This window comes from Streptomyces sp. NPDC046915, assembly GCF_040644935.1.
In the GTDB taxonomy this organism is placed as follows: Bacteria; Actinomycetota; Actinomycetes; order Streptomycetales; family Streptomycetaceae; genus Streptomyces.
On record NZ_JBEYXB010000007.1, the window covers coordinates 446,213 to 469,515 of the forward strand.

Here is a 23,303-nt window from a genome sequence, read left to right on the forward strand (position 1 = left end):
GGCGGGACGGTCGGCGTCGGGTCGCTCAGAACTTGATGCCGCCCAGTAGCCCCGCCAGGCTCTCGCCGCCGGCCTTGATGCTCGGGGCGATGCCGGTGCTCGCCAGGTAGAAGCCGAACAGTGCCGAGGTGCATGCGTGCGAGCCCTTGAGCCCGTCCTTCCTGAAGAAGAGGAAGACGATGACGCCGAGCAGCATGACGCCTGAGATGGAGAGGATCATTTGAGGTCTCCTGGTGTCGAGGGGGACAGTCACCCTGAGTTCTTCCAGGATCACAGCATGTATCCATACGATAAAAGGTGCAACTGGGTGAATTACGGCTTATTTCGCCCGGGTGGTCCAATGCTGCGAGTCCGGTTGGGCGGGTGTCCCGTGCCGGGCGGGGTGCCTGGTGCCGCAGGGGTGATCTTTACCTCGGGCAGATCGGGTCATGTGCCCCCGGAACCAGTACGCTGGCGATTCACTCGTACGGCGGCGGGTCGCGCCACTGCCGTACGCTCCCCCGGTCACCGGAAGTTCCCGGAGCTCCCGGAGTGCCCAAGTTCCAAGGAGAGGCGGTCAGGCCGATGAGTGAAGCCCCCGACCCCGAGGTCGTGGAGCTGGCGACCAAGATCTTCGATCTGGCCCGCAAGGGGCGGACCGAGGCGCTCGTGGCGTACGTCGACGCGGGTGTTCCGGCCGACCTCACCAACGACCGCGGTGACTCGCTGGTCATGCTCGCGGCCTATCACGGGCATGCCGAGGCGGTGCGGGCACTGCTCGCCCGGGGCGCCACGCCCGACCAGGTGAACGACCGGGGCCAGACCCCGCTCGCGGGAGCCGTCTTCAAGGGTGAGACGGACGTGATCAAAGCACTCCTGGAAGGCGGCGCCGACCCCGGGGCGGGAACCCCGTCGGCCGTCGACACCGCCCGGATGTTCGGCAAGGCAGAACTCCTGGAATTGTTCGGCGCACACTGATCCGAACGTCCTGACCAGGTACGACACGGAAAACGGGGGAGGCGGTAAAGGGCCGCCGGAAATACGGTCGCGGCAGGAGAAACCCGCGGGTCATCATGACGTCGTGATTCACGGACGCGATGGCTGGGCAGGTGTTGCCGCACCGCGCGGACCGTGATGCGGTCCGCATGGGCCACAGACGAGAGGCAGAGAGAGATGGTCTACAGCAAGCAAGAGACGGCGGGCGCCCCGACGTTGTGTCACGCGGCCAGGTAGTGCGTGTTCCCCGGTTGCGTCGACGCTTGATGTGAGGCTGTTTCCCATGTTCGATCCGGTCATAGCGCCCAGCGGTACGCTGCTCGGCCTGCTCCAGCGGGGCCGTGGCGACGGCACGCTGCACGCGCTCACCGCCCCGCGCGCCGAGGCGCTCGCGGCCCTGAACCACTGCGTGCTGCGCGATCCCCGCCACGACTGGCAGGTGGAGAACCGCTCCCTCTACTACGCCCGCCTGTACCTCGACCTGAACGGTGAACTCGACGCCATCGAGGCGCACCTGTTCGACACCGAGGACGTCCTCGACACCGAGGAGTCCCGTACCGGACTGGCGCTCGCGGTCCTCGGGCACCTCGCCTCGTACGGCAGGCGAGACGCGCTCGAACTGCTGCGCAGGTACGCCGCTCACGGCACCAACTGGGCCTGGGCCCTCGACGAGCTCGCGCTCCGCGACGACGACGCGGGCCTGCGCGCCCTCGCCGCACCCGTCCTGGCGCGTTTCCCCACCGACCCCGAGGGCGAGGCCGAGCTGGCCGTCGCCGTGCGCGACGCCTTCGAGCCCCGGCCGTGGCGGTTGTGGGCCGAGGATCCGCGCGAATCGGTCGCCACGCGTGTGCGTGCCGCCCAGGAGGCGGGCTGCTTCGACCGCTGGCAGCGGCAGATGCGGCCCAGCGGGCCCCGCCCGGACTGGAGCGTGCGGGCCGTCCTCGAATGGGCCCAGCAGGGCGTCGAGCGCGGCGCCACCCTGCACGTCCCGGCCGCCCGCTGCCTGGTCGCCGTCGCCGGCCCCGAGGACCGGCCGGAGATCCTGCGGGCCGCCAAGGACGGCACCGAGGGAGCCCGGTGTACCGCCCTGCGCTACCTCGCCGACAGCAACGACCCCGTCGCCCTCGACCTCGTCGAGGCCGCGGTCGCCGACGGCACCACGCCCGTCGTCGAGGCCGCCGTGGACGCCTTCGAACGGATGCGCAGCATCGCCGCCGTCGACCGCGCGCGCGGGTGGGCCCACCGGCCCGACGCCCTCGGCGCCGCCGCCGGACGCATGCTCGCCTGCCGCGGCGGCGCCCAGGACAGCGACCTCGTGCTGGGTGCCCTGCGCGAGGCCGTACGGGGCGAGGGCCCCGACGCGCCGACGCTGTGGACCCTCGTCGACGGCACCGGACGCCTCGGCATCGCCTGCGCCGCACCCGTCCTGCGCCACATCTACCGCGAGACCGCCTCCTCGCATCTCCGCGGCCGTGCCGCCCGCGCGCTGGCCGCCACCGATCCCTCCTTCCCCACCGGATTCGCCGTCGAATGCCTCTGGGACTGCGAGGAGACCACCCGCGAACTCGCCGCCCGGCACGCCGAGACGGGCGACGCCCGCGTGGTCGAGCAACTGCGCCGGCTCGCCGCCGATCCGGCCGAGGAGGCCGAGGTCCAGACCGCCGTGCGCAGCAGGATCGGACCGGAGGGACTCACCGCGTGAACACCGGATGACCCGCGGGTCAGGAGGGCATGGACACGGCCTGACCTGCTCGGGTGTGCACTGCAACGCTCACACGACGTTCCTCGTCCGGAAAGATCCACGTTGACGCGGCCACGTCCGGCGCGGCGACAACACCGTTATGCGTGTCGTCATCGTGACCGAATCCTTTCCCCCCGATGTGAACGGCGTGGCCCACTGCGCGCTCCAGACCGCCAGGCACCTCGTAGATCGCGGTCACCTTCCGCTCGTCGTCGCGCCGGCGCCCGCGCCCGGTGTCAAGGCAGACGCCCTCGCGGCGCCGTGCCCCGTCGTCCATGTCCCTTCTCTCCCGCTCCCCGGCTACCCCCAGGTCCGCGTCGCCCTCCCCAGCCGGCGCCTCGCCGCGGCCGTCACCGAGCACCGCGCCGACCTGGTCCACCTCGCCAGCCCCTTCGTCCTCGGCGTCCGCGGCATGGCCGCCGCCGCCCGGCTGGGCGTCCCGGCCGTCGCCGTCTACCAGACCGACCTGGCCGGATACGCCCGCACCTACATGGGCGCCGGCGAGGCGGCAGCCTGGCGCCGCATCCGCTCCGTGCACTCCGCCGCCGACCGCACCCTCGCCCCCTCCAGCGCCGCCCTGCACGACCTGGAGGAGCACGGGGTGCCCCGGGTACGGCTCTGGCCGCGCGGCGTGGACACCGTCCGTTTCCGCCCCGACCGGCGCGACGAGGTGCTGCGCCGTGAACTCGCCCCGAACGGCGAGGTGATCGTCGGCTACGTCGGGCGGCTCGCCCCCGAGAAGCAGGTCGAGCTGCTGGCTGGCGTCTGCGGTCTGGAGGGCGTACGGGTCGTCGTCGTGGGCGACGGGCCCAGCCGGCCGGCCCTGAGCGAGGCGCTGCCGGGCGCGGTCTTCCTGGGCCGCCGCACCGGCGACGAACTCGCCCGGATCTTCGCCTCGCTGGACGTGTTCGCGCACACGGGCCCCTTCGAGACCTTCTGCCAGACCGTCCAGGAGGCCATGGCCAGCGGCGTGCCGGTCGTGGCGCCCGCCGCGGGCGGACCGCTCGACCTGGTGGCCCACGGCCGCACCGGGCTGCTGGTGCCGCCGCGCGACGCCGACGCCGTACGGGACGCCGTGGCGGCCCTGGTCACCGACCCGGCGCTGCGGACCGCCTACGGCGTCGCGGGGCGGGCCATGGTCGAGGGACGGACCTGGGCGGCCGTCGGCGACCAGCTGATCGAGCACTACGAGGACGTGCTCGGCGCGCGGAAGACGGTGGTGGCGGCATGACCGAGGAAACCGGCACCCGGCCCCTGCGGATCGTGCGGCTCGCCAACTTCGTCGCCCCCGCCTCGGGCGGTCTGCGCACCGCCCTGCGCGAGCTCGGCAGGGGTTTCCGCGCGGCGGGCCACGAACCCGTCCTCGTCGTCCCCGGTGAGCGCCACACCGACCGCGAGACCGAGCAGGGCCGCGTGATCACGCTGCCCGGCCCGATGCTGCCCGGCACCGGTGGCTACCGCGTGCTCACCGACAAACGGCGCGTCGCGGCCCTCCTGGAGGAGCTCGCCCCGGACCGCCTGGAGGTGTCCGACCGTACGACCCTCCGGTGGACCGGCAGGTGGGCACGGCGGGCCCGGGTCCCCGCCGTGATGGTCTCCCACGAGACCGCCGACGGTGTGCTGCGCACCTGGGGCCTGCCGGAGAACCTCTCCCGGCGCGCCGCCGACGCACTCAACCTCCGCACGGCGCACGTGTACTCGCGGGTCGTGTGCACCACCGAGTTCGCCGAGCGGGAGTTCGTCCGGATCGGCGCGCGCAACGTCGTACGCGCTCCGCTGGGCGTGGACCTGATGGAACGGCATCCCTCCCTGCGTGACACCGGGCTGCGTGGGCGGCACGCGCGCGTGGACGAGGCGCTGCTGGTGATGTGTTCCCGGCTGTCCGTCGAGAAGCGGCCCGGCACGGCCCTCGACGCCCTGGACGCGCTGCTGCGACGCGGACGGCGGGCGGTGCTCGTGGTGGCCGGGGACGGGCCGCTGCGGGGACGGCTGGAGCAGCGGGCGCGGGAGCGCGGGCTGCCGGTCACCTTCCTCGGGCACGTCTCGGACCGCTGTCTGCTGGGGGCGCTCCAGGCCTCCGCGGACGTGTGCCTGGCGCCCGGACCCGCCGAGACCTTCGGGCTCGCCGCCCTGGAGGCCATGGCGTGCGGTACGCCCGTGGTGGCCAGCGCCTCGTCCGCGCTGCCCGAGGTGATCGGCTCCGCGGGGGCCACGGCGGCCGACCGCGGGGAGGCCTTCGCCGACGCGGTGGAGATGCTTCTGGCGCGCTCCGAGCCGGAGCGCCGGGAGGCCGCACGCGCGCGTGCGGAGTGCTTCGGATGGGGCGCGGCGGTGGAGGCGTTCCTGACGGCGCACGACGCCACGGTGCTGTGCCGTCCCACCGGGGTCGACGGGACGGCACAGCACCGTCCCCAGGCCGGCGATGCGCCGGCACCCTCCCGTCGCGGTGTCGCGGAGGGCGTCGCATGAGACCGGTCCGCTTCGTGGCCCTGGGGGACTCCCTCACCGAGGGCGTGGGCGACCCCGTCGGCGACGGCCGGCGCGGCTGGGCCGCACTGCTGGCCGACGGGCTGGCCGAGGAGCAGGCGGAGTTCACCAACCTCGCCCTCAGCGGGGCGCAGACGCGTGACGTGCTGGAGCGGCAGACCCCGGCCGGACTGGAGCTGCGCCCGGACCTGGTGTCGGTCGTCATCGGCGTCAACGACACGCTGCGCTGCACCTTCGACATCCACGCGGTGGCCGCCCGGCTGGACGAGGTCTACGCGGCCTTCACCGGCCGGGGCGCCGTCCTGCTCACGGCCTGCCTGCCCGACCCCGGCGCGATGCTGGGACTGCCGAGTGTGCTGGCCCGCCCGCTCGCCCGGCGGCAACGCGCGGTCAACGCCGTGGTGCACGCGCTCTCCGAGCGGTACGGCGCCGTCCACCTGCACGCCTCGGAAGGAGCCTGGCTCACCGACCGCGCGCTGTGGAGCGCGGACCGGCTGCACCCCGGCGAGCGCGGCCACCGGCAGCTCGCCGTGCGCTTCCACGCCCTCCTCACCGAGGCGGGCAGGGCGAGCGGGCCCGCGCCCTCGGCGGAACCGGAGTTCCCCGCGCCCACCCGGTCGGCGAGCCTGTGGTGGCTGGCCACGGCCGGGACGGGCTGGGTGGCCCGCCGGTGCACCGACCTGCTGCCGCAGCTGCTGGGGCTGGCCGCCGACGAGATGCGCCACCGCGCCCGCGGCACCAGCGCCCGCCTCGACCTGCGCACCGCACACGCCGTGTCGGCCGCGCTCGCCGCGCTGTCGGCAGTGGAGCGCCCGGACGCCGCCTGAGGGCTCAACGGCGGCGGACGGCCACGAAGCGGACCGGCGTGCCCGGCAGTGCCTGCCCGGCCGCCGGCAGGTCGGCGGCGCGGACCACCGCGATCACCGGGTAGCCCCCGGTGGTCGGGTGGTCGGCCAGGAACACCACGGGCCGGCCGTTCGGAGGGACCTGCACCGCGCCCAGGACCATGCCCTCGCTGGGCAGTTCGCCGGGGCGGGCCCGCTCCAGGGCGGGTCCCTCCGTGCGCAGCCCGATGCGGTTGCTCGCCGACGACACGCGGAACGTCCGCGCGGTGAGCTCGCGGACGGCCCCGGGCGTGAACCAGTCGTCGCGCGGGCCGAGCGTCACCCGCAGCACGAGCTCGGCGGGCGGGCCGGGCTGCGGGGCGACGTCCACGCGCGCGTGCGGGACCGACGGGCGACCCAGGGGCAGCACCGCCCCGTCCGCGAGCGGCGCCGGTCCGAGACCGGACAGCAGGTCCGCCGAGCGGCTGCCGAGGACCGGCTCGACGGCGATGCCGCCACACACGCCCACGTAGGCGCGTACTCCCCGCTCGGCCGCCCCGACCTCCAGCACCTCGCCGGCCGGCACCACGACCGGCGCGCCCCAGACCACCGGCCGCCCGCCCACCCGCACGGGGCACGGCGCGCCCGCGACCGCCACCGTGACCGTCGAACGCGGGCGCAGGGCGCAGCCGGTGAGCGTCGTCTCCAGGACGGCCGCGTCGGGCGCGTTGCCGACCAGCCGGTTGACGAGTGCCGCCGAGGGCGGGTCGAGCGCCCCGGAGCGTGGGACGCCGAGGTGGGCGTATCCGGGCCGCCCCCGGTCCTGCACGGTGGTCAGCGCTCCGGCGCGTACCACCACGAGCGCCCGGTCGGTCATGCGTCCCCCACCGGTACGAAGCGGACGCGCGCGCCCGGTGACAGCAGCGCGGCCGGCACGCGCGCGTGGTCCCACAGGACCGCGTCGGTCGTGCCGATCAGCTGCCAGCCGCCCGGCGACGACCGCGGGTACACACCGGTGTACGGGCCGGCCAGCCCGACGGCGCCGGCCGGGACGGACGTGCGCGGGGTGGCCCGGCGCGGCACGTCGTAGCGCGGCGCGAGTCCGGTGAGGTAGCCGAAGCCCGGCGCGAACCCGCAGAAGGCGACGGTGAACTCGGTGGCCGCGTGGATGCGGGCCACCTCGTGAGCCGGAACGTTCCAGTGGGCGGCGACGTCGGCGAGGTCCGGGCCGTCGTAGCGGACCGGGAGCTCGACGGCCTCACGCGCGCGTGGGATCGAGGGCGGCACCTCGGCGGCGGTCAGCTCAGAGGCCAGCCGCTCCGGGTCGTCGAGGCCGTCGAGGAGGACCGTGCGGGCGGCGGGCACGATCTCGCGGACGGACAACAGCCCTTCCGCACGGCGCCGCAGCAGTTCCGCGTGCAGCGCCTGGGCCTCCTCGCCCGAGGCCAGCTCGACCAGCAGCCCGCGGTCGCCGACGGGCAGCGCCCTCATGCGAAGGCCTCCACGGTCAGACCCGACGCCACCAGCCGCTCACGCACCCGGAGGGCCAGCTCGACCGCGCCGGGCGTGTCCCCGTGCAGGCACAGAGAACGGGCCCGCACCTCGATGCGCGCGCCGGAGTGCGCGGTGACCGTGCCGGAGCGCGCGAGCTCCACCGAGCGCTCCACGACCGCCTCCGGATCGCTGACCACCGCCCCGTCCCGGCCGCGCGGCACGAGCGTGCCCGCCTCGGTGTACGCGCGGTCCGCGAAAGCCTCCGTGACGGCCGGCAGCCCCGCCTTGCGGGCCAGGTCCAGCAGGCGCGAGCCGGGCAGACCGAGGACCGGCAGCGAACCGTCCGCCAGGAGCACGCCCTCGATCACCGCCCCGGCCTGTTCCTCGTCGTGCACCACCCGGTTGTAGAGGGCACCGTGCGGCTTCACGTACGCCACGCGCGCGCCCGCCGCGCGAGCGAACACCTCCAGGGCGCCGATCTGGTAGGCCACCTCGGCCGCCAGTTCGGCGGGCGGCACGTCCATCGCGCGCCGCCCGAACCCCGCCAGGTCCCGGTAGGAGACCTGCGCGCCGACCGTCACGCCGCGCTCGGCCGCCAGCTCGCACACCCGGCGCATGGTGGCCGCGTCCCCGGCGTGGAAGCCGCAGGCCACGTTGGCGCTGGTGACGACGGACAGCAGCCGTTCGTCGTCGGTGAGCCGCCAGCGGCCGAAACCCTCGCCGAGGTCGGCGTTCAGATCGATCGAGGTCATGGATCTTCTTCCGTTCGTGTCCCGTGCGGTCACAGGACGCGGTACTGCTCGTCGCGGGCGTCGGTGAGGAACATCTGGCCCGGGGCGTGCGTGATGGCGAACGGCGGGCGTGAGGCCATCACCGCGGCCTGCGGGGTCACCCCGCAGGCCCAGAACACCGGGATGTCGTCCGGCTCGGCGGCCACCGGGTCGCCGAAGTCGGGCGCACCGAGGTCGTCGATGCCGAGCGCCACCGGGTCACCACAGTGCACGGGGCTGCCGTGCACCGCCGGGAGCAGACTGCTCTCCCGGATCGCGGCCGTCAGATGCTCCGGTGGCACCGGGCGCATGGACACCACCATCGGGCCGCGCAGCCGCCCCGCCGGACGGCACTCGCGGCTGGTGACGTACATCGGCACGTTGCGGCCCTGCTCGACGTGGCGGATCGGCACGCCGGCCGCGGTCAGCGCCCACTCGAAGGTGAAGCTGCACCCGATCACGAACGAGACCAGGTCGTCCCGCCAGTGGGCGCGCACGTCCGTCGGCTCGTCCGCCAGTTCGCCGTCCACCCACACCCGGTAGCGCGGCAGGTCGGTGCGCAGGTCCGCGCCCTCGGCGAGAACGGTGGTGCACGAACCGGCGTCCGTGACGTCGAGTACCGGGCAGGGCTTGGGGTTGCGCTGGCAGAACAGCAGCATCTCGTAGGCCCAGTCGGCGGGCACCGAGATCAGGTTGGCCTGCGTGTGACCGGCCGCGACCCCGGCCGTGGGGCCCGCCAGGCCTTCCCGGAAGCGTTCCCGCGCGGCTTTCGGGCTCCACGCGTGCGCGTGCTCGTCGACGAGGGGCAGGGGACGGTCCCCGGTGCGGTTCGCCGTGGTCACCGCAGCTCCGTTCCGCGCGTCTCCGGCAGCCCCAGCAGGGCCAGGGCCGCGATGCCGTACCCGATCGCCCCGAAGACGAGCGCGCCGCCCACGCCCCAGCTGTCGGCCAGGAAGCCCACCAGGGTCGGGAAGACGGCGCCCACCGCGCGACCGGTGTTGTAGGTGAAGCCCTGTCCGGTGCCGCGCACCGCCGTCGGGTACAGCTCGCTCAGGTAGGAACCGAACCCGCTGAAGATGGCCGACATGCAGAAGCCGAGCGGGAAACCGAGCACCAGCAGCAGGGTGTTGGCGCCGCTGGGGATGTTCGCGTACGCCAGGATGCAGACGGCCGACAGCAGGGCGAAGAGCCAGATGTTGCGGCGCCGGCCGAGTCGGTCGGTGAGGTAGCCGCCGGTCAGGTAGCCGAGGAAGGCGCCGGAGATCAGGAACGTCAGATAGCCGCCGGTGCCCACGACGGACAGGCCGCGCTCGCTCTTCAGGTACGTCGGCACCCAGGTCGCCAGCGTGTAGTAGCCGCCCTGCACGCCGGTGGACAGCAGACCCGCGAAGACCGTCGTGCGCAGCAGTCCCGGCGCCTCGGCCGAGCCCGGCCGGAAGATGGCCGTGAACGACCCGCGCTGCGGGCTCTGTTCGCGGGCGGCGCTCGCCTGCGGGGCGTCGTGCACGCGGCGGCGCAGCCACACCACGAGCAGTGCGGGCAGCGCGCCGGTCCAGAACATCACGCGCCAGGCCAGGTCGTCGTCCGCGAAGGAGAACACCAGCGTGTAGACGATCGCCGCCAGTGCCCAGCCGACGGCCCATGAGCTCTGGACCGCGCCCAGCGTGCGTCCCCGGTGCCGGGCGCTCGCGTACTCGGCGACCAGGATCGCGCCGACCGCCCACTCACCGCCGAAGCCGAGGCCCTGGAGGGCCCGGAAGACCAGCAGGGTCTCGTAGGTGGGCGCGAAGCCGCAGGCCACGGTGAACACCGCGTAGGTGATCACCGTGATCATCAGGGCCCGGACCCGGCCGACCCGGTCCGCCACCACGCCCGCCACGGCGCCGCCGATCGCGGAGACCACCAGCGTGACGGTGGTGAACAGGCCGGTCTGGCCGCTGTCGAGGCCGAAGTGCGCCGCCAGCGCCACCATGCTCAGCGGCAGCGTGAAGTAGTCGTAGGAGTCCAGGGCATATCCGCCGAAAGCACCGGCGAAGGCGCGGCGGCCGCGCGGTCCGAGAGCGTGCAGCCAGCCCAACGGGCCGTCCGCGGCACTGCTTTCACCTTGCGCCGACTGCGCGTCGGGGGTCACGGACTGTGGCGGAGGGGTCGTGCTCATGGGCACCTCACAGAGGGAGGACGGAGGGTGCGGAGAAGCGAGCCGTGCCGAGCACCGTAGAGGATCGTTCAACGATCCTTCAATACCCGTGTTGTTTCGTCCTTGTATCTGCGGTTGAATTCCGGGCATGGCAGAGCAGCTGACGGGACTGGCCGACGACCGCGCGCTCCTGGGGCGCACCAGCACCGCCGAGCGGGTCTCGGACATCCTCAGAGGCCGTATCGCCGAGGGCTACTTCCCGCCCGGTACCCGGCTGTCGGAGGACAGCATCGGCGGGGCGCTCGGCGTCTCCCGCAACACCCTGCGCGAGGCATTCCGCCTGCTCACCCATGAGCGTCTGCTCGTCCACGAACTCAACCGGGGTGTGTTCGTCCGGGTCCTGACCGTCGAGGACGTCGAGGACATCTACCGCATCCGTGCCCTCGTCGAATGCGCCGTCGTCCGGGGTCTGGGGGAGTCGCCGTACGCGCTGGACGGACTGGCCGCCGCGATCACGGAGGGGCAGCAGGCGGCCGTCGCGCATGACTGGAAAGGGCTGGGGACGGCCAACTTCCACTTCCACCGGGAACTGGTCGCCCTGGCGGGCAGTGAACGCACCGACGAGCTGATGCGCAGCGTCTTCGCCGAACTGCGCCTCGCCTTCCACGTCGTCGACGACCCGCAGGCGCTGCACGAGCCGTACCTCGCCCGCAACCGCCAGATCCTCCAGGCGTTGCAGGCCGGGGACCGCGGGGAGGCGGAGAAGCTGCTCCACACCTATTTCGCCGACTCGCTGGAGCGGATCGTGGAGGTCTACCGCCGCCGGGTCGGGCAGGACGGGCAGGAGGCACGGGGCGGGCAGGACGCACGGAGCGGGCAGGACGTACGGGAAGGACGGGACGCCGACTGAGGTCGCCTCGCGTCTGTGTGACGGCCGTCGCTTCTGCGTCGTTTGGGTCGTTGTCAGACCGAGGACCTAGTCTGTGCACCGTGACTTCGCCTGCATCGACGGACAGCGTTCCGCCCCAGTTCACCGCGGGGCCGCGCCCGGCGCCGGGGCCGGCCGCCGACGAGGGGCTGGCGCGGCGGCTGCGGGCGCTCGCCTGCACCGCGCCGCTGCACGACCTCGACGCGCGCAAGGCCAACCTGGCGGGCGAGTACTCGGTGTACGGCATGGCCGAGGTGGCCCTCGCGGCCATCGATCTCGTCACGCTGAACATGGACTTCGACACGGGCGCCGACCACGAGCAGATCGTGGCCCGGCTCATCCCGCGCATCGCCGCCCAGGCCCCGCAGCGGCCCGTCGCCGAGCACGAGCGCGTGGCCCGCTGGGTCCTGGAGAACCTGATCAACGTCGGCAGCGTCGACCGCGGCTTCCGCGCGGTGTACGGCACGTTCGCGCCGGACGGCACGTATGTGCGCCGTGACTACGACTTCAAGCTGATCGAGGAGGTCCCCGGTCCCGGCGGCACGGTCTACCTCCGGACGACCGACGAAGCCGTCAACGTCCTCGTCGGCGCCCTCGACACCGATGTCACCAGTGCCCAGATCGCCGCCGAGGTCAAGCTCGAGGTGCTCATCAACCGCGGCCGTCTCGCCGACGCCCAGCTCGCCGCGGAGCAGGCCCGGTACCGGACCGTCCAGTACTCGGAGACCCTGCGCCGTGCCCTGGACGCGACCCGGCGCAACGTCCGCGCGGTGGACTGGCTCAGCGCCGTGCCCGACATGATCACCGAGGCCCTGGACCACGTGGCCGACCGGTACCGCCACGAGAACGCGATCCTCACCAACATCCGCAAGGCACGCGACGAGACCGAGGACCCCGAGCACAAGCGGCGGGCCGCCGAACTGGTCGACATCGTCAAGGACTGCATCCGGCGGCACACACAGCTCCAGTCGCGCCTGCTGGAGGCCGGCCCCCTCTTCCGCGCCGAGCAGGACCGGCAGGCCTTCGCCACCCCCCTGGCCGCCTCGGGCATAGACCTGTACGGGCATCTCGTCGCGCCCGTGCTCCCGCTGGCCCTGGAGCAGGCGATCCGGGTCACGGACGCCTTCTTCGCGCGCGGGACGGGCCTCCGCACGCCGGTGTCGGTCCGGGTCGTCGATCTCGTCGACATACTGCTCACGCCGCCGATGGAGCGTGAACACCTGGGCGCCGAGATGCCCGAGCCCGACCTGATCGCCACGCCGGACGACAGCCGGTTCAGCGAGGAGCAGCTGGCCGCGGCGACGGAGTTGCTGGACCTTCCGGCGGACGCGCCCCGACGGCTGTCCGGGCTGCTGGCCGAAGCCCGACGGCAGGACCCCGACCTGCCCTATCTGGTGGCGCTGCTGGCGGTGCACGCGGCCAGTCCGCCGGTGGGGACCGCCTACCGGCAGGGCGAGGAGAAGCTCCTGTTCGCCGTGGACGACGGGACCGAGCTGGACGATCCCGAGTTCGGCGGGGCCGATCTCATCGTCGGCACCGCCCTGCTGGACGCGGCGGGGATGGCCGCGGACCGGACGGAAGCAGCATGAGTGACCGAGCGAGCGACAAGGAGCCGAAGCCGTGACCGAGCACGTCGACCGGAGTGAGCCCGAGCCTGCCGCCGCGCCGGTGAGCTCCGCCGTCACCCCCGCCGACGCCGCCGACGCGGCCCGGCTCGTCGCCTTCGGGCTCCAGCCCAAGCTCCAGCCCGCCCGCGACCAGGAGTACACCGAACTGCTGCGCCGCTACCGCGAGAACCCGCCCTTCGCGCGGCTCGCGGACGCCGTCGCCGCCGGACTCGGACTCGTGGTGCTCGAGGTGTCCCCGCGCGCGGGGATGGCCGTGACGGCCGCCGAGGACTCGGTGTTCGCCGTCCGCATGGGCGACTACGCGCGTCGCACGTCCGCCGACTCCGGGGACCGGTTCCTGCACGGGCTGGCCCATCTCGCCGTCGCCGCGCTGGCCTTCCCGAGGCCGGAGGACCTGGCCGACGACGGCTACATCGGGCGCGTCAGCGTCAACGGCGTCGACGCCTTCGTGCGGCAGGCCTGCCGGCGCCTGGAGGAGCGCGCCGAGGAGCAGGGCGAGAACACCGACCCGGCCACCGACGCGCCCGGACTGGAGGCCGCCTGGCGGATCTGGGCCAGACGCAGCGCGACCGGCGCCACCAAGGACGCACGCCGGCCGGCCGCCTCGACCACGGGCATCGTGGCGAAGGCCGTCGGATTCCTCACCGACTCCGGGTTCCTCCACCGCACGGGCGACGAAAGCGGCGGCACCTACCGCACGACCGCCCGCTACCAGCTCCAGGTACGCGATCTGGCGGGCGGCGCCGCAATGGCCGAGCTCCTCGAACTGGGCGTCGTCCCGGTCACCGACGGCACGGCCAGCCTGCTGCCCGCCGAGGACACCGACGACCTGGACCTGGTGGCCGACGCCGGGCTGCCGTTCCACTCCTGAACCCCTCAGCAACACGTCGACCCCTCATCCGCAAGAACCTCATCTGCAAGAAGACTGACGAGAGTCCGCCATGTACGAGCTGTCCCGGGTCCGCCTCTACTCCATCGGGCCCGCCGGTGCGCGCTACGCCGACACCGTGCTTGACCTGCGAGGCGTGGGTGCGCCGGTGCCCGAACCCGCGCCCACCCAGGCGGAGTTCTTCGAGGAGGAGCCGGTCGGTCCGCCCCGCCGGCCCGCGCCCGCCGGCGTGCTCTTCCTGGAGAACGGCGGCGGCAAGTCCGTCCTGCTCAAGCTGATCTTCTCCGTGATGCTGCCGGGACACCGCAACACCCTCGGCGGCGCCAGCTCCGGCGTGCTGCGCAAGTTCCTGCTCGCCGACGACTGCGGGCACGTGGCCCTGGAGTGGCAGCACGTGCTGACCGGCGAGTGCGTCGTGGTCGGCAAGGCCAGCGAGTGGCGCGGCCGTCAGGTGTCCAACGACCCGCGCAAGTTCGCCGAGGCCTGGTACTCCTTCCGGCCCGGCCCCGGGCTGAGCCTCGACAACCTGCCCGTCGCCGAGTCCACCGCCGTACGCCCGCCCGTGGAGGGCCAGTCGGGCGCGCAGGGCCGCCGCCGCACCATGAAGGGCTTCCGGGACGCCCTCACGGAGGTGGGCAAGGCGTACCCGCACCTGGAGGTGCACTGGGAGGAGATCCACGACCGCTGGATCGAGCACCTCGGCGAGCTCGGACTCGACCCCGAACTCTTCCGCTACCAGCGGGAGATGAACGCCGACGAGGGCGAGGCGGCCGGCCTCTTCGCGGTGAAGAAGGACTCCGACTTCACCGACCTGCTGCTGCGCGCCGTCACCGACACCCGCGACACCGACGGACTCGCCGACCTGGTCAGCGGCTTCGGCAACAAACTGGGCCGGCGCGCCGAGCTGATCGCCGAACGGGACTTCACCGCCGGGTCCGTCGACCTGCTCGGCAGGATCGTCGAGGCCGCCGAGGCGCGCTCACGCGCGCGTGACATCCACGCCGGCGCCGAGCGCCGCACCCGCACCCTGGTCCGGCGACTGTCCGCGCGGGGCGTGCACGAGCGGGTGCGGGCCTCCGATCTCGCCCAGCGGGTCACGGCCGCCGCCTACGCCGTCACACACTCCGAGGGCGCCCGGGAGCGCAGCGCCCTGATCGCCGCGGAACTCGCCTACCGGCACGCCTCGTTGGCGCTCGCCGCCGCCGAGAAGTCCGCCGCCGCGCAGAAACGCGAACTCGCAGACGCGCGCACCCTGCACTCCGCCTGGCAGGCCGCCGAGGCCGTGCTGCGCCACCGCGCCGCGGCCGACCGCGTCGCGCGCGTGGCCGCCGCCATCCAGGAGGCCGAACGGGACGCGGCCCCCGCGCTCGCCGCCCGCGCCAAGGCCGCCGTCGACCTCGTACGGGCCCTGCACGCCGCCACCGGCAGCGCGGAGAACCTCGCCAACGAGGAAGAGGAGCGTTCGGCCGCGCTCCAGCAGGTCAACGACTCCGCGTACCGCGACTCGACCGCCGCCGCCACCGAGGCGCAGCGCGCCCGCAGCGAGGCCGGACACCTGCGCCAGCGGCTCAGCGAAGTCGAGCAGGAGACCGCCGAGGCGGTCCGCGCGGGCTGGCTCGACGACAGCGCGCCCGACGCCGACCCCGCGCGCGCGGCGCTCGCCGCCAGCGACGCCGAGAAGACCGCCGTCGCCGCCTGGGACGTGGCCCGCGAGGCCTCCCGCAAGGCCACCGAACACGCGCGTGAGGCGGCCTCCGCCGAGTCCCGCGCGGAGCTGACGGCGGCCCGCGCGGCGGACGCGGCGACCGCGGCCGAGCGGTCGTACGAGGCCGAGCGCCGGCTCGCCGAGTCGCTGGCGGCGGAGCAGCGGCTCGCGGAGCTGCTGAGCCTCACCGGCGAGGACGTACGACCCGGCATTCCCCAGCCCCGGCACGACAGCGACACCCGCCCGGCACCCGCGGCCGGGCCAGGGGACGGTTCCGTCAGCTCCCTCAGCTCCTTCGGCCCTCTCGCGCCCGAGGAACTCGACCGCTTCGCCGACGAGTTGCGCGAGCTCCTCGACGACGCCGTCGCCACCGCCGAACGCCACCTCTTCGAGCTCCGCACCGCCGCCGCCGACGACGCCCGGATCCTCGGCGCGCTGGGCGACGGCGGGCTGCTGCCGCCCGGCCCCGATGTCCTGGCCACCGTCGAGTACCTGGGCGAGCACGGCATCCCCGCGCTGCCCGGCTGGCGCTACCTCGCCCAGGCCGTCGACCCCGCCGACCACGCGCGCGTGCTCTCCGCCCGCCCGGAGCTGGTCGACGGCGTCATCATCACCGATCCGGACACGCACGCCCGGGCTCGCGAAGTGCTCGGCGACGCGGCCCTGCTGCCCCGGTCCGCCGTGGCCGTCGGCACCGCCGCCGCACTGCTCGCCCCCACCCCGGCAGAGGACGCCGGCCCAGGGGGCGCTGCCCAGGTCTTCCTCGTCCCACCGAACCCGGCCATGCACGACGAGCACGCCGCCGACGAGGAGCGGCAGGCCCTGCGCGCGCGGGCCACCGCGCGGGACGAGGAGATCCGGACGCTCGCCGCCCGGCTCGGCAAGGACCGGGAGCTGGCGGCGCGGCTCGCCTCCTGGCGCACCGGCTGCCCGGCCGGGCGCCTCACCGAGCTGGCGCGGAACGCACAGGAGACGGGCGCGTTCGCCGAGGAGTCCGAGGCCGAGCTCGCCGAGGCCCGGACCGTGCGCGCGGAGGCCGACGAGGCCGCCGGCGAGGCCGCGCAGGTGCGCGACGAGCGGCAGGAGGCCGCGCAGAAGGCCCGGCGCGCCGCCGACGCCCTCGCAGGGCTCGCCTTCCGGCTGCGTGAGCGCGCGGGCTGGCAGGTCAAGCTGCGGGAACTCGCCGACGAGGCCCTCGAGTCGGAGGCCCGTGCCCAGGCCTGCCTGGAGCGTGCCCGCGCCGCCGACGAGGACCGCCGCGCCGCCCAGCGGGCCGCCGACGACGCCCGCCGCACCGCCCGCGCGCTGCGCGCCGAGCGCTCCGAGATCGCGGGCGCGCCCGACGACGTACCGGACACCGAAGCCGACACGCCCAAGACGTCGCTGCCCGCGCTGCGCGAGGCCTACCGGACCGCCTCCCAGGTGTACGAGAAGGTCGGCGTCGGCGCCGACCTGCGCGCCGAGCAGGCCCGCGCGGAGAGCGACGAGAGCGCGGCCCGCGCCGAACTGGACCGCCTCAGCAACAAGGTCCGCACGCGCGCGGAACAGCTGCTCCAGTCGCCCGACGGCGCCGACGGCCCCTCCCGGCAGGCCGCCGCCGCGCGTGCCGAGGAGCTGGTGCAGCTCCTGGAGACCCGTATGTCCAGCGCCAGTGAGCAGCTCGGCCGGCTGCGCGGCGAGGCCGAGCGGCACGCCCCCGAGGACGGCGAGGCGCACACCGAACTGCCCGACGAACTCGTCCCGCGCGACGCCGAGCACGCCCAGGCCCTGCTGCGCACGGCGACCACCGAACTCGCCTCCCGCACCGAGGCGTTGACCCAGGCCCGCGAGGCGCACGCCGAGCTGCTCGACGCCCACCGGGCCGCCGAGGACGCGGCGAGCGGCTTCGACGAGATCGCCGCCATGCTCCGCGACCTGCTCCGCGAGCACGTGACCGACGAGGAGCAGGAGGAGCCGGAGCCGTACCCCGGCAACCTGGAGGACGCCCGGCAGACAGCCGCCGAGGCCCGCCGCTCGCTGCGCGGCTGCGCCGCCGACCTGTCAGCCGCCGAGGCCGCGGTGCGCGAGGCCAGTGACGTCCTGGTCCGGCACGCCAACTCCACCCGATACGAGCAGGTCCGCACCCCCGCCCGACAGCAGATCCGCGAGCTGCCCGCCTCCGCGCTGCCCGAGCACGCCCAGAAGTGGGCGGACGCCTTCGCACCCAGGCTGCGTGTCCTCACCGACGAGCTGGCGCAGCTGGAGCGCAACCGCGACTCGATCGTGGACCGGCTGCGCGGGCTCGTGGAGTCGACCCTCGCCACCCTCCGGTCCGCCCAGCGCCTGTCCCGCCTGCCCGAGGGACTCGGCGAGTGGTCCGGGCAGGAGTTCCTGCGCATCCGCTTCGAGGAACCCGACCAGGCCACGCTCACCGAACGGCTCGGCGAGGTCATCGACGAGGCGACCCGGGCCGCCGTGAAGAAGAACTCCGACCTGCGCCGCGACGGCATGTCCCTGCTGCTGCGCGGAGTCGCCGCCGCGCTTCAGCCCAAGGGCGTGGCCGTGGAGATCCTCAAGCCGGACGCCGTGCTGCGTGCCGAACGCGTCCCCGTCGGGCAGATGGGAGACGTGTTCTCCGGCGGCCAGCTGCTCACCGCGGCCATCGCTCTGTACTGCACGATGGCGGCACTGCGGTCGAACGACCGGGGGCGGGACAAGCACCGCCACGCGGGCACACTGTTCCTGGACAACCCGATCGGCCGCGCCAACGCCACGTACCTGCTGGAACTCCAGCGCGCCGTGTCCGACGCGCTCGGTGTCCAGCTCCTGTACACCACCGGCCTGTTCGACACGACCGCGCTCGCCGAGTTCCCGCTGGTCATCCGGCTCCGCAACGACGCCGACCTCAGGGCCGGTCTGAAGTACATCAGCGTGGAGGAGCACCTCCGCCCGGGCCTGCCCCAGCAGCCCCAGGCGGGGGAGGCGGTGCACAGCGAGATCACGGCGACCCGGATGTTCAAGCGGCCGGCGTAGCCGCGTGAATCCACCTTGGGCCGGACCGGGCAGTGCCTCGCGCCTCAGGCGCCTCAGGGGTGCGACAGCTGCCCGGTGCCGCCCCGCCGGCGTATCCGCTCCCGCTCACGCTCGGCGGCCCGCTCCTCCCGCCGGGCGGTGCGCCGCTCGCGCCGCAGCGAACGGGCCGTGCTGCTCGGGACCGACACCACGCCGTTGCGCTGGTACCACACCTGGCGGGTCACCCATACGTCGACCGCGCCCCAGGTGGCCACGACCGTGCTCACCACACTGCTGATCACCATCGGGAACGCCAGCCATGACCCCGCCAGGGTGCAGAGGAAGGCCACCATGGCCTGAATGAGCGTCACAGCGATGAGGATCACCGCCCGTACGGCAGCCGTCCGCACCGGGTCGGGCAGCCGTCGCCGCCGCGCCGGCTCCTCGACCCACAACGGCTGGTAGAAGGGCTGCTCCTGCGCCCACGCCGACTCCGCGTCACCCGCAGCCGACTTCCCGTCACGCCCGCGCGAACGAATGTCGCGATCCGGCGCCTGAAGGCTGTTCAACTCCTCCGAGCGTACCGTCCCGCCGTCCTCGGGCGCCTTGCTCCGCTCCGCCGTGCCCATCACCGTGTCACTCCCCACCGCCGGCACAACCGCTCTCGCTGCGGTGTCCGAAGACACCAACTCCCCAGTGGCTGCCCGGCTTGCGCTGTTTTACGCCGCCCAGATGCGGGATGCGACTCCTGTGGCCGATTCCGCACTCATCTCCCGTATGAAGGACGAACGAAGCGTCACGAAGATTCCCAACCGCCGAAAAATTCCGGCCAACCGGTCCGCCGAACTGATCCGGCCCATCTTCCTTCCACCACGTCGATCACGGTGGCAATCTCCCGCAATGCCCGGACAACTCGCCATGTCTCGACGCGGGTGCGGAAGTTCACCTTCCGGACGCGTCTTCGAGTTAACGGTGTGGCGGTAGTAGGCTCGCGCCGTTTGTTGACGCACATGTGTACCCCCGACCGGCGGGGGTCGAGCTGGGGGAGGCCATGCGCTTTCGCGGGAAGTCCATCCGCCGGAAGATCGTGGCGCTGCTTCTCGTGCCGCTGCTGTCCCTGACCGCGATCTGGGGCTTCGCCACCGTGCTCACGGGGCGCGAAGTGACGCAACTGTTCCACGTCACGGACGTGGTGGAGCACATCGGCTACCCCACCGAGGACACCGTCCGCGTCCTGCAGCAGGAACGCCGCCAGACCCTCGTCTACCTCGCCGACCCCCGTGCCTCCGACGCGCTCACCGCCCTGCACCGCACCCGGGCCGCAACCGACGAGACCGTCCGCAAGCTGCGCAAGGACGCCAAGAACTCCGACACCGTCGACGGATTGGACGCGGACGACAGCGAGCGCCTCACCGCGGTCCTGGACGGTCTGGGAGGCATAGACTCCCTGCGCCGCAGCGTCGAGGAGGGCACGGTCGACCGCGCCCATGCCCTGGACCTCTACAACCGCCTCGTCGATCCCTGCTTCACCCTGCTGGCCTCTCTCGACGGCATCGACGACGTGGAATCGGACAAGCAGGCCCGCGCCCTCGTCAACATCACCCGCGCCCGCGAGCTGCTGTCCCGCGAGGATGCCCTGATCGGCTCTGCCCTGGTGGTCGGCAAGCTCTCCACCGACGAGACCCGGGACGTCTCCGACCTGGTCGCCCAGCGTGACCTCCTGTACGACATCAGCCTGCCGCTGCTGCCGTCGTCGGAACGCGAACGTTACGACCGCTTCTGGAAGAACGCCTCCTCGGCCCCGCTGCGCACGGCGGAGCAGGACGCCATCGCCGTCCGCGCGGGAACGCCCGAGGGCGTCACGGCCAAGACCTGGGACACCGCCGCGGGCAATGTGCTCGACGAGCTCCGCACCATCGACGACCAGGTCGGCGACCGCTACCAGGACCGCGTCCGCCCGGTGGCCGTGGGAGTGATCGTCCAGGCGGCCGTCGCCGGCGTCCTCGGACTGGTCGCCCTGCTGCTCTCCGTGGTCCTGTCCGTACGCGTCGGCCGCAGCCTCATCCGCGATCTGCGGCAACTGCGCCTCGAGGCGCACGAGGCGTCCGGCGTCCGGCTGCCCAGTGTGATGCGCCGGCTGTCCGCGGGCGAGCACGTCGACGTGGAGACCGAGGCCCCGCGTCTGGAGTACGACAAGAACGAGATCGGCGAGGTCGGCCAGGCACTCAACACCCTGCAGCGCGCCGCCGTGGAGGCCGCCGTCAAGCAGGCCGAACTGCGCGCAGGCGTCTCCGAGGTCTTCGTGAACCTCGCCCGCCGCAGCCAGGTGCTGCTGCACAAGCAGCTCACGCTCCTCGACACCATGGAGCGCAGGACCGAGGACACCGACGAACTCGCCGACCTCTTCCGTCTCGACCACCTCACCACCCGTATGCGTCGGCACGCCGAGGGCCTGGTGATCCTCTCCGGTGCCGCTCCCTCGCGGCAGTGGCGCAAGCCCGTGCAGCTCATGGACGTCGTCCGTGCCGCCGTGGCCGAGGTCGAGGACTACGAACGCATCGAGGTCCGCCGACTGCCGCGCGTCGCGGTCACCGGCCCGGCCGTCGCCGACCTCACCCACCTCGTGGCCGAGCTGCTGGAGAACGCCACGGTCTTCTCGCCGCCGCACACCGCCGTGCAGGTTCTCGGCGAGCGGGTCGCCAACGGCTTCACGCTGGAGATCCACGACCGGGGCCTCGGCATGGCGGCCGAAGCCCTGTTGGAAGCCAACCTGAGGCTCGCCGAGACACCCGAGTTCGAGCTCTCCGACACCGACCGGCTCGGCCTGTTCGTGGTCAGCCGGCTCGCGCAGCGCCAGAACGTCCGTGTCTCGTTGCAGCCGTCGCCCTACGGCGGGACCACCGCCGTCGTCTTCATCCCCGACATCCTGCTCACGGACGACGTCCCGGACACCAACGGCATCGGCTTCCGCCTCGACCGGGAGCGGCCCGCGAAGGCTGTCACCCGCGAGGAGAGCCGCACGTCGGCCCTCACCCACGCGCCCGCGCAGCTGCCCGGCCTGCCGGCGGGCCTCCTGGACGGTCCGGTCGAGCTCGAAGCACCGGTCGACCTGGACGCCCTCGACGGTTTCCCGGGAGCCCTCACCGACGGGGAGAGCGAACGGGGCGGCCTGTTCCGCTCCCGCCGCTCTCTCGGCGACCTGGACGACGACGCCCCGACCCGGCTGGGTGAACTCCATCAGCAGCCCTCCGGCGCCGGGACCCCGCAGAATGCCGACGACCGCCCGAACGCTCCCGTGCCGCTGCCCCGGCGCCATGCGCCCAAGCTGGTCACCTCGCACGGGCGGCCCGTCACCGAACAGCGGACCCCACGCGATGAAGCGGACGACAGGCCTCGCTCGGACTCCGGCCGCCTCCGGCCGGAACCGGACACAGGCCCGGCCCCGCTACCGACCCGCCGACGCGGCGAGGCGGCGGCGCGCCGCGCCACGGGACCGGCCGACCGCGTCGACGCGCGAGCCCAGTCCCAGTCCCCGGCCGCCGGCCCGGCGGAGGCCCCGGCGCTGCCCCGGAGGATCCGTCGCCCCGAGATCGGCTCCGGCGGCAGCCCCGGCGAGGCCGGCCCGCCCGCCGAAGGCACGCCCCAGGACACCGGGGCCGGCACCGGACCGCTGCCGAGGCGCGTCCGGCAGGCCAGCCTCGCCCCACAATTGAGGCAGGACCCCGAACGGCGGGCCCAGCACAAGGCGGAGCCCGTCGAGCGCGACGCCGACGAGGTACGCAGCCGTATGGCCTCGCTCCAGCGCGGCTGGCAGCGCGGCCGGGAGGAGAACGCCACGGGCGACGGGGCCCGCAACGGCACAGCACAAGGAACGACAAAGGGGGACGGTCGATGACCGCACCGAAGGCGACCGGCCACAGCGCGACGAACAACGGAGAGCTGAACTGGCTCCTCGACGAACTCGTCGACCGGGTTGCCAGCATCCGTAAAGCCGTCGTGCTCTCCGGCGACGGCCTTGCCACGGGGGTGTCCAAGGACCTCACCAGGGAGGACAGCGAGCACCTGGCCGCCGTCGCCTCCGGCTTCCACAGCCTCGCCAAGGGCGTCGGCCGCCACTTCGAGGCGGGCAACGTCCGGCAGACGGTCGTGGAGCTCGACGACGCCTTCCTGTTCGTGACGGCCGCGGGCGACGGCAGCTGCCTCGCCGTCCTCTCGGACGCCGACTCCGACGTCGGGCAGGTCGCGTACGAGATGACGCTCCTCGTCAAGCGGGTCGGTGTACATCTGGGCACCGCCCCGCGCACCGATCTGCCCGCGGGCGGGTAGTGGGATGACATGAGCGGAGACGGTCAGGGAAGAAGCCACTGGTTCGACGACGAAGCCGGACCGGTCGTCCGCCCCTACGCCATGACGCGCGGCCGCACCACGAGTGCGGCCCAGCACCGCCTCGACCTGATCGCGGTCGTCGTCACGGAACCGCACGCGGACGACCCGGAAGCGGACCAGACGCTGTCCCCGGAGCACGTGGACATCGTCGAGCTCTGTCGCGAGGTCCCGCAGTCGGTCGCCGAGCTCGCCGCAGAGCTCGACCTGCCCATCGGGGTGGTGCGGGTCCTCATCGGTGACCTCATGCACGAGGAACTCGTCCACGTCAACCGTCCGGTACCCCCGGCGGAGCTGCCGGACGAGAGTATTCTGCGCGACGTGATCAACGGCCTCCGGGCGCTGTGAGCG

The 23,303-nt window shown here is 73.5% G+C and carries 19 protein-coding genes; 12 read left to right on the plus strand and 7 right to left on the minus strand.

Annotated elements, in window-relative coordinates; translation table 11 throughout:
• Positions 1-25 precede the first annotated feature (25 nt).
• Entirely contained in the window at positions 26-220 is a 195-nt protein-coding gene (locus tag ABZ915_RS21095) for a hypothetical protein (protein ID WP_361441348.1), read from the minus strand.
• 344 nt (positions 221-564) lie between these two features.
• Between ABZ915_RS21095 and ABZ915_RS21100 the strand changes: the two genes are divergently transcribed.
• The 5 genes from ABZ915_RS21100 (at position 565) to ABZ915_RS21120 (ending at position 6,030) form a co-directional block, all read left to right on the plus strand.
• Positions 565-957, plus strand: coding sequence for an ankyrin repeat domain-containing protein (locus ABZ915_RS21100; RefSeq protein WP_361441351.1), 393 nt, complete (start codon positions 565-567; stop codon positions 955-957).
• 301 nt (positions 958-1,258) lie between these two features.
• Positions 1,259-2,677: a HEAT repeat domain-containing protein gene (locus ABZ915_RS21105; RefSeq protein WP_361805004.1), complete on the plus strand. Its 1,419-nt coding sequence runs from the start codon at positions 1,259-1,261 to the stop codon at positions 2,675-2,677.
• 139 nt (positions 2,678-2,816) lie between these two features.
• The gene (locus tag ABZ915_RS21110) at positions 2,817-3,947 is read left to right on the plus strand and encodes a glycosyltransferase family 1 protein (protein WP_361805007.1); all 1,131 of its coding nucleotides are present in this window, start codon (positions 2,817-2,819) and stop codon (positions 3,945-3,947) included.
• Complete coding sequence (locus ABZ915_RS21115) at positions 3,944-5,185, plus strand: glycosyltransferase (protein ID WP_361805010.1); 1,242 nt, start codon at positions 3,944-3,946, stop codon at positions 5,183-5,185. Before ABZ915_RS21110 ends, ABZ915_RS21115 begins: the two co-directional genes overlap by 4 nt.
• Positions 5,182-6,030: an SGNH/GDSL hydrolase family protein gene (locus ABZ915_RS21120; RefSeq protein WP_361805013.1), complete on the plus strand. Its 849-nt coding sequence runs from the start codon at positions 5,182-5,184 to the stop codon at positions 6,028-6,030. The genes ABZ915_RS21115 and ABZ915_RS21120 overlap by 4 nt, the downstream gene beginning before the upstream one ends.
• A gap of 4 nt (positions 6,031-6,034) precedes the next feature.
• On the opposite strand, the gene ABZ915_RS21125 is transcribed toward ABZ915_RS21120, so the two are convergent.
• The 5 genes from ABZ915_RS21125 to ABZ915_RS21145 are packed head-to-tail and all read right to left on the minus strand — an operon-like array spanning position 6,035 to position 10,449.
• Entirely contained in the window at positions 6,035-6,904 is an 870-nt protein-coding gene (locus ABZ915_RS21125; protein ID WP_361805016.1) for a biotin-dependent carboxyltransferase family protein, read from the minus strand.
• Entirely contained in the window at positions 6,901-7,518 is a 618-nt protein-coding gene (locus tag ABZ915_RS21130; protein WP_361805019.1) for an allophanate hydrolase subunit 1, read from the minus strand. Before ABZ915_RS21130 ends, ABZ915_RS21125 begins: the two co-directional genes overlap by 4 nt.
• A complete protein-coding gene (locus ABZ915_RS21135; RefSeq protein ID WP_361805022.1) occupies positions 7,515-8,273 on the minus strand; it encodes a 5-oxoprolinase subunit PxpA in 759 nt (252 codons plus the stop codon). Before ABZ915_RS21135 ends, ABZ915_RS21130 begins: the two co-directional genes overlap by 4 nt.
• A gap of 29 nt (positions 8,274-8,302) precedes the next feature.
• Positions 8,303-9,133 carry a putative hydro-lyase gene (locus tag ABZ915_RS21140; protein ID WP_361805025.1) on the minus strand — a complete coding sequence of 277 codons (831 nt, stop codon included), beginning with the start codon at positions 9,131-9,133 and terminating at the stop codon, positions 8,303-8,305.
• Positions 9,130-10,449, minus strand: coding sequence for an MFS transporter (locus ABZ915_RS21145; protein WP_361805028.1), 1,320 nt, complete (start codon positions 10,447-10,449; stop codon positions 9,130-9,132). The genes ABZ915_RS21140 and ABZ915_RS21145 overlap by 4 nt, the downstream gene beginning before the upstream one ends.
• A gap of 127 nt (positions 10,450-10,576) precedes the next feature.
• Here ABZ915_RS21145 and ABZ915_RS21150 point away from each other — a divergent pair, with 127 nt between their 5' ends.
• From ABZ915_RS21150 to ABZ915_RS21165, 4 genes are all read left to right on the plus strand, one after another.
• Positions 10,577-11,338: a GntR family transcriptional regulator gene (locus ABZ915_RS21150; RefSeq protein WP_361805031.1), complete on the plus strand. Its 762-nt coding sequence runs from the start codon at positions 10,577-10,579 to the stop codon at positions 11,336-11,338.
• A gap of 80 nt (positions 11,339-11,418) precedes the next feature.
• Positions 11,419-12,945: a hypothetical protein gene (locus ABZ915_RS21155; protein ID WP_361805034.1), complete on the plus strand. Its 1,527-nt coding sequence runs from the start codon at positions 11,419-11,421 to the stop codon at positions 12,943-12,945.
• Between the two features lie 31 nt (positions 12,946-12,976).
• Positions 12,977-13,855 (plus strand): hypothetical protein, encoded by an 879-nt coding sequence (locus ABZ915_RS21160; RefSeq protein WP_361805037.1) that lies wholly within the window; start codon positions 12,977-12,979, stop codon positions 13,853-13,855.
• A 70-nt stretch (positions 13,856-13,925) separates the two neighbouring features.
• Positions 13,926-18,590, plus strand: coding sequence for a hypothetical protein (locus ABZ915_RS21165; protein WP_361805040.1), 4,665 nt, complete (start codon positions 13,926-13,928; stop codon positions 18,588-18,590).
• A 53-nt stretch (positions 18,591-18,643) separates the two neighbouring features.
• Here ABZ915_RS21165 and ABZ915_RS21170 read toward each other — a convergent pair whose 3' ends face one another.
• Positions 18,644-19,198 (minus strand): hypothetical protein, encoded by a 555-nt coding sequence (locus ABZ915_RS21170; RefSeq protein ID WP_361805043.1) that lies wholly within the window; start codon positions 19,196-19,198, stop codon positions 18,644-18,646.
• 422 nt (positions 19,199-19,620) lie between these two features.
• On the opposite strand from ABZ915_RS21170, the gene ABZ915_RS21175 reads away from it, so the two are divergent.
• The 3 genes from ABZ915_RS21175 to ABZ915_RS21185 are packed head-to-tail and all read left to right on the plus strand — an operon-like array spanning position 19,621 to position 23,300.
• A complete protein-coding gene (locus ABZ915_RS21175; protein WP_361805046.1) occupies positions 19,621-22,464 on the plus strand; it encodes a nitrate- and nitrite sensing domain-containing protein in 2,844 nt (947 codons plus the stop codon).
• Positions 22,461-22,895: a roadblock/LC7 domain-containing protein gene (locus ABZ915_RS21180; RefSeq protein ID WP_361805049.1), complete on the plus strand. Its 435-nt coding sequence runs from the start codon at positions 22,461-22,463 to the stop codon at positions 22,893-22,895. Before ABZ915_RS21175 ends, ABZ915_RS21180 begins: the two co-directional genes overlap by 4 nt.
• A 9-nt stretch (positions 22,896-22,904) precedes the next feature.
• Positions 22,905-23,300 (plus strand): DUF742 domain-containing protein, encoded by a 396-nt coding sequence (locus tag ABZ915_RS21185; RefSeq protein ID WP_361805052.1) that lies wholly within the window; start codon positions 22,905-22,907, stop codon positions 23,298-23,300.
• Positions 23,301-23,303: the final 3 nt, after the last annotated feature.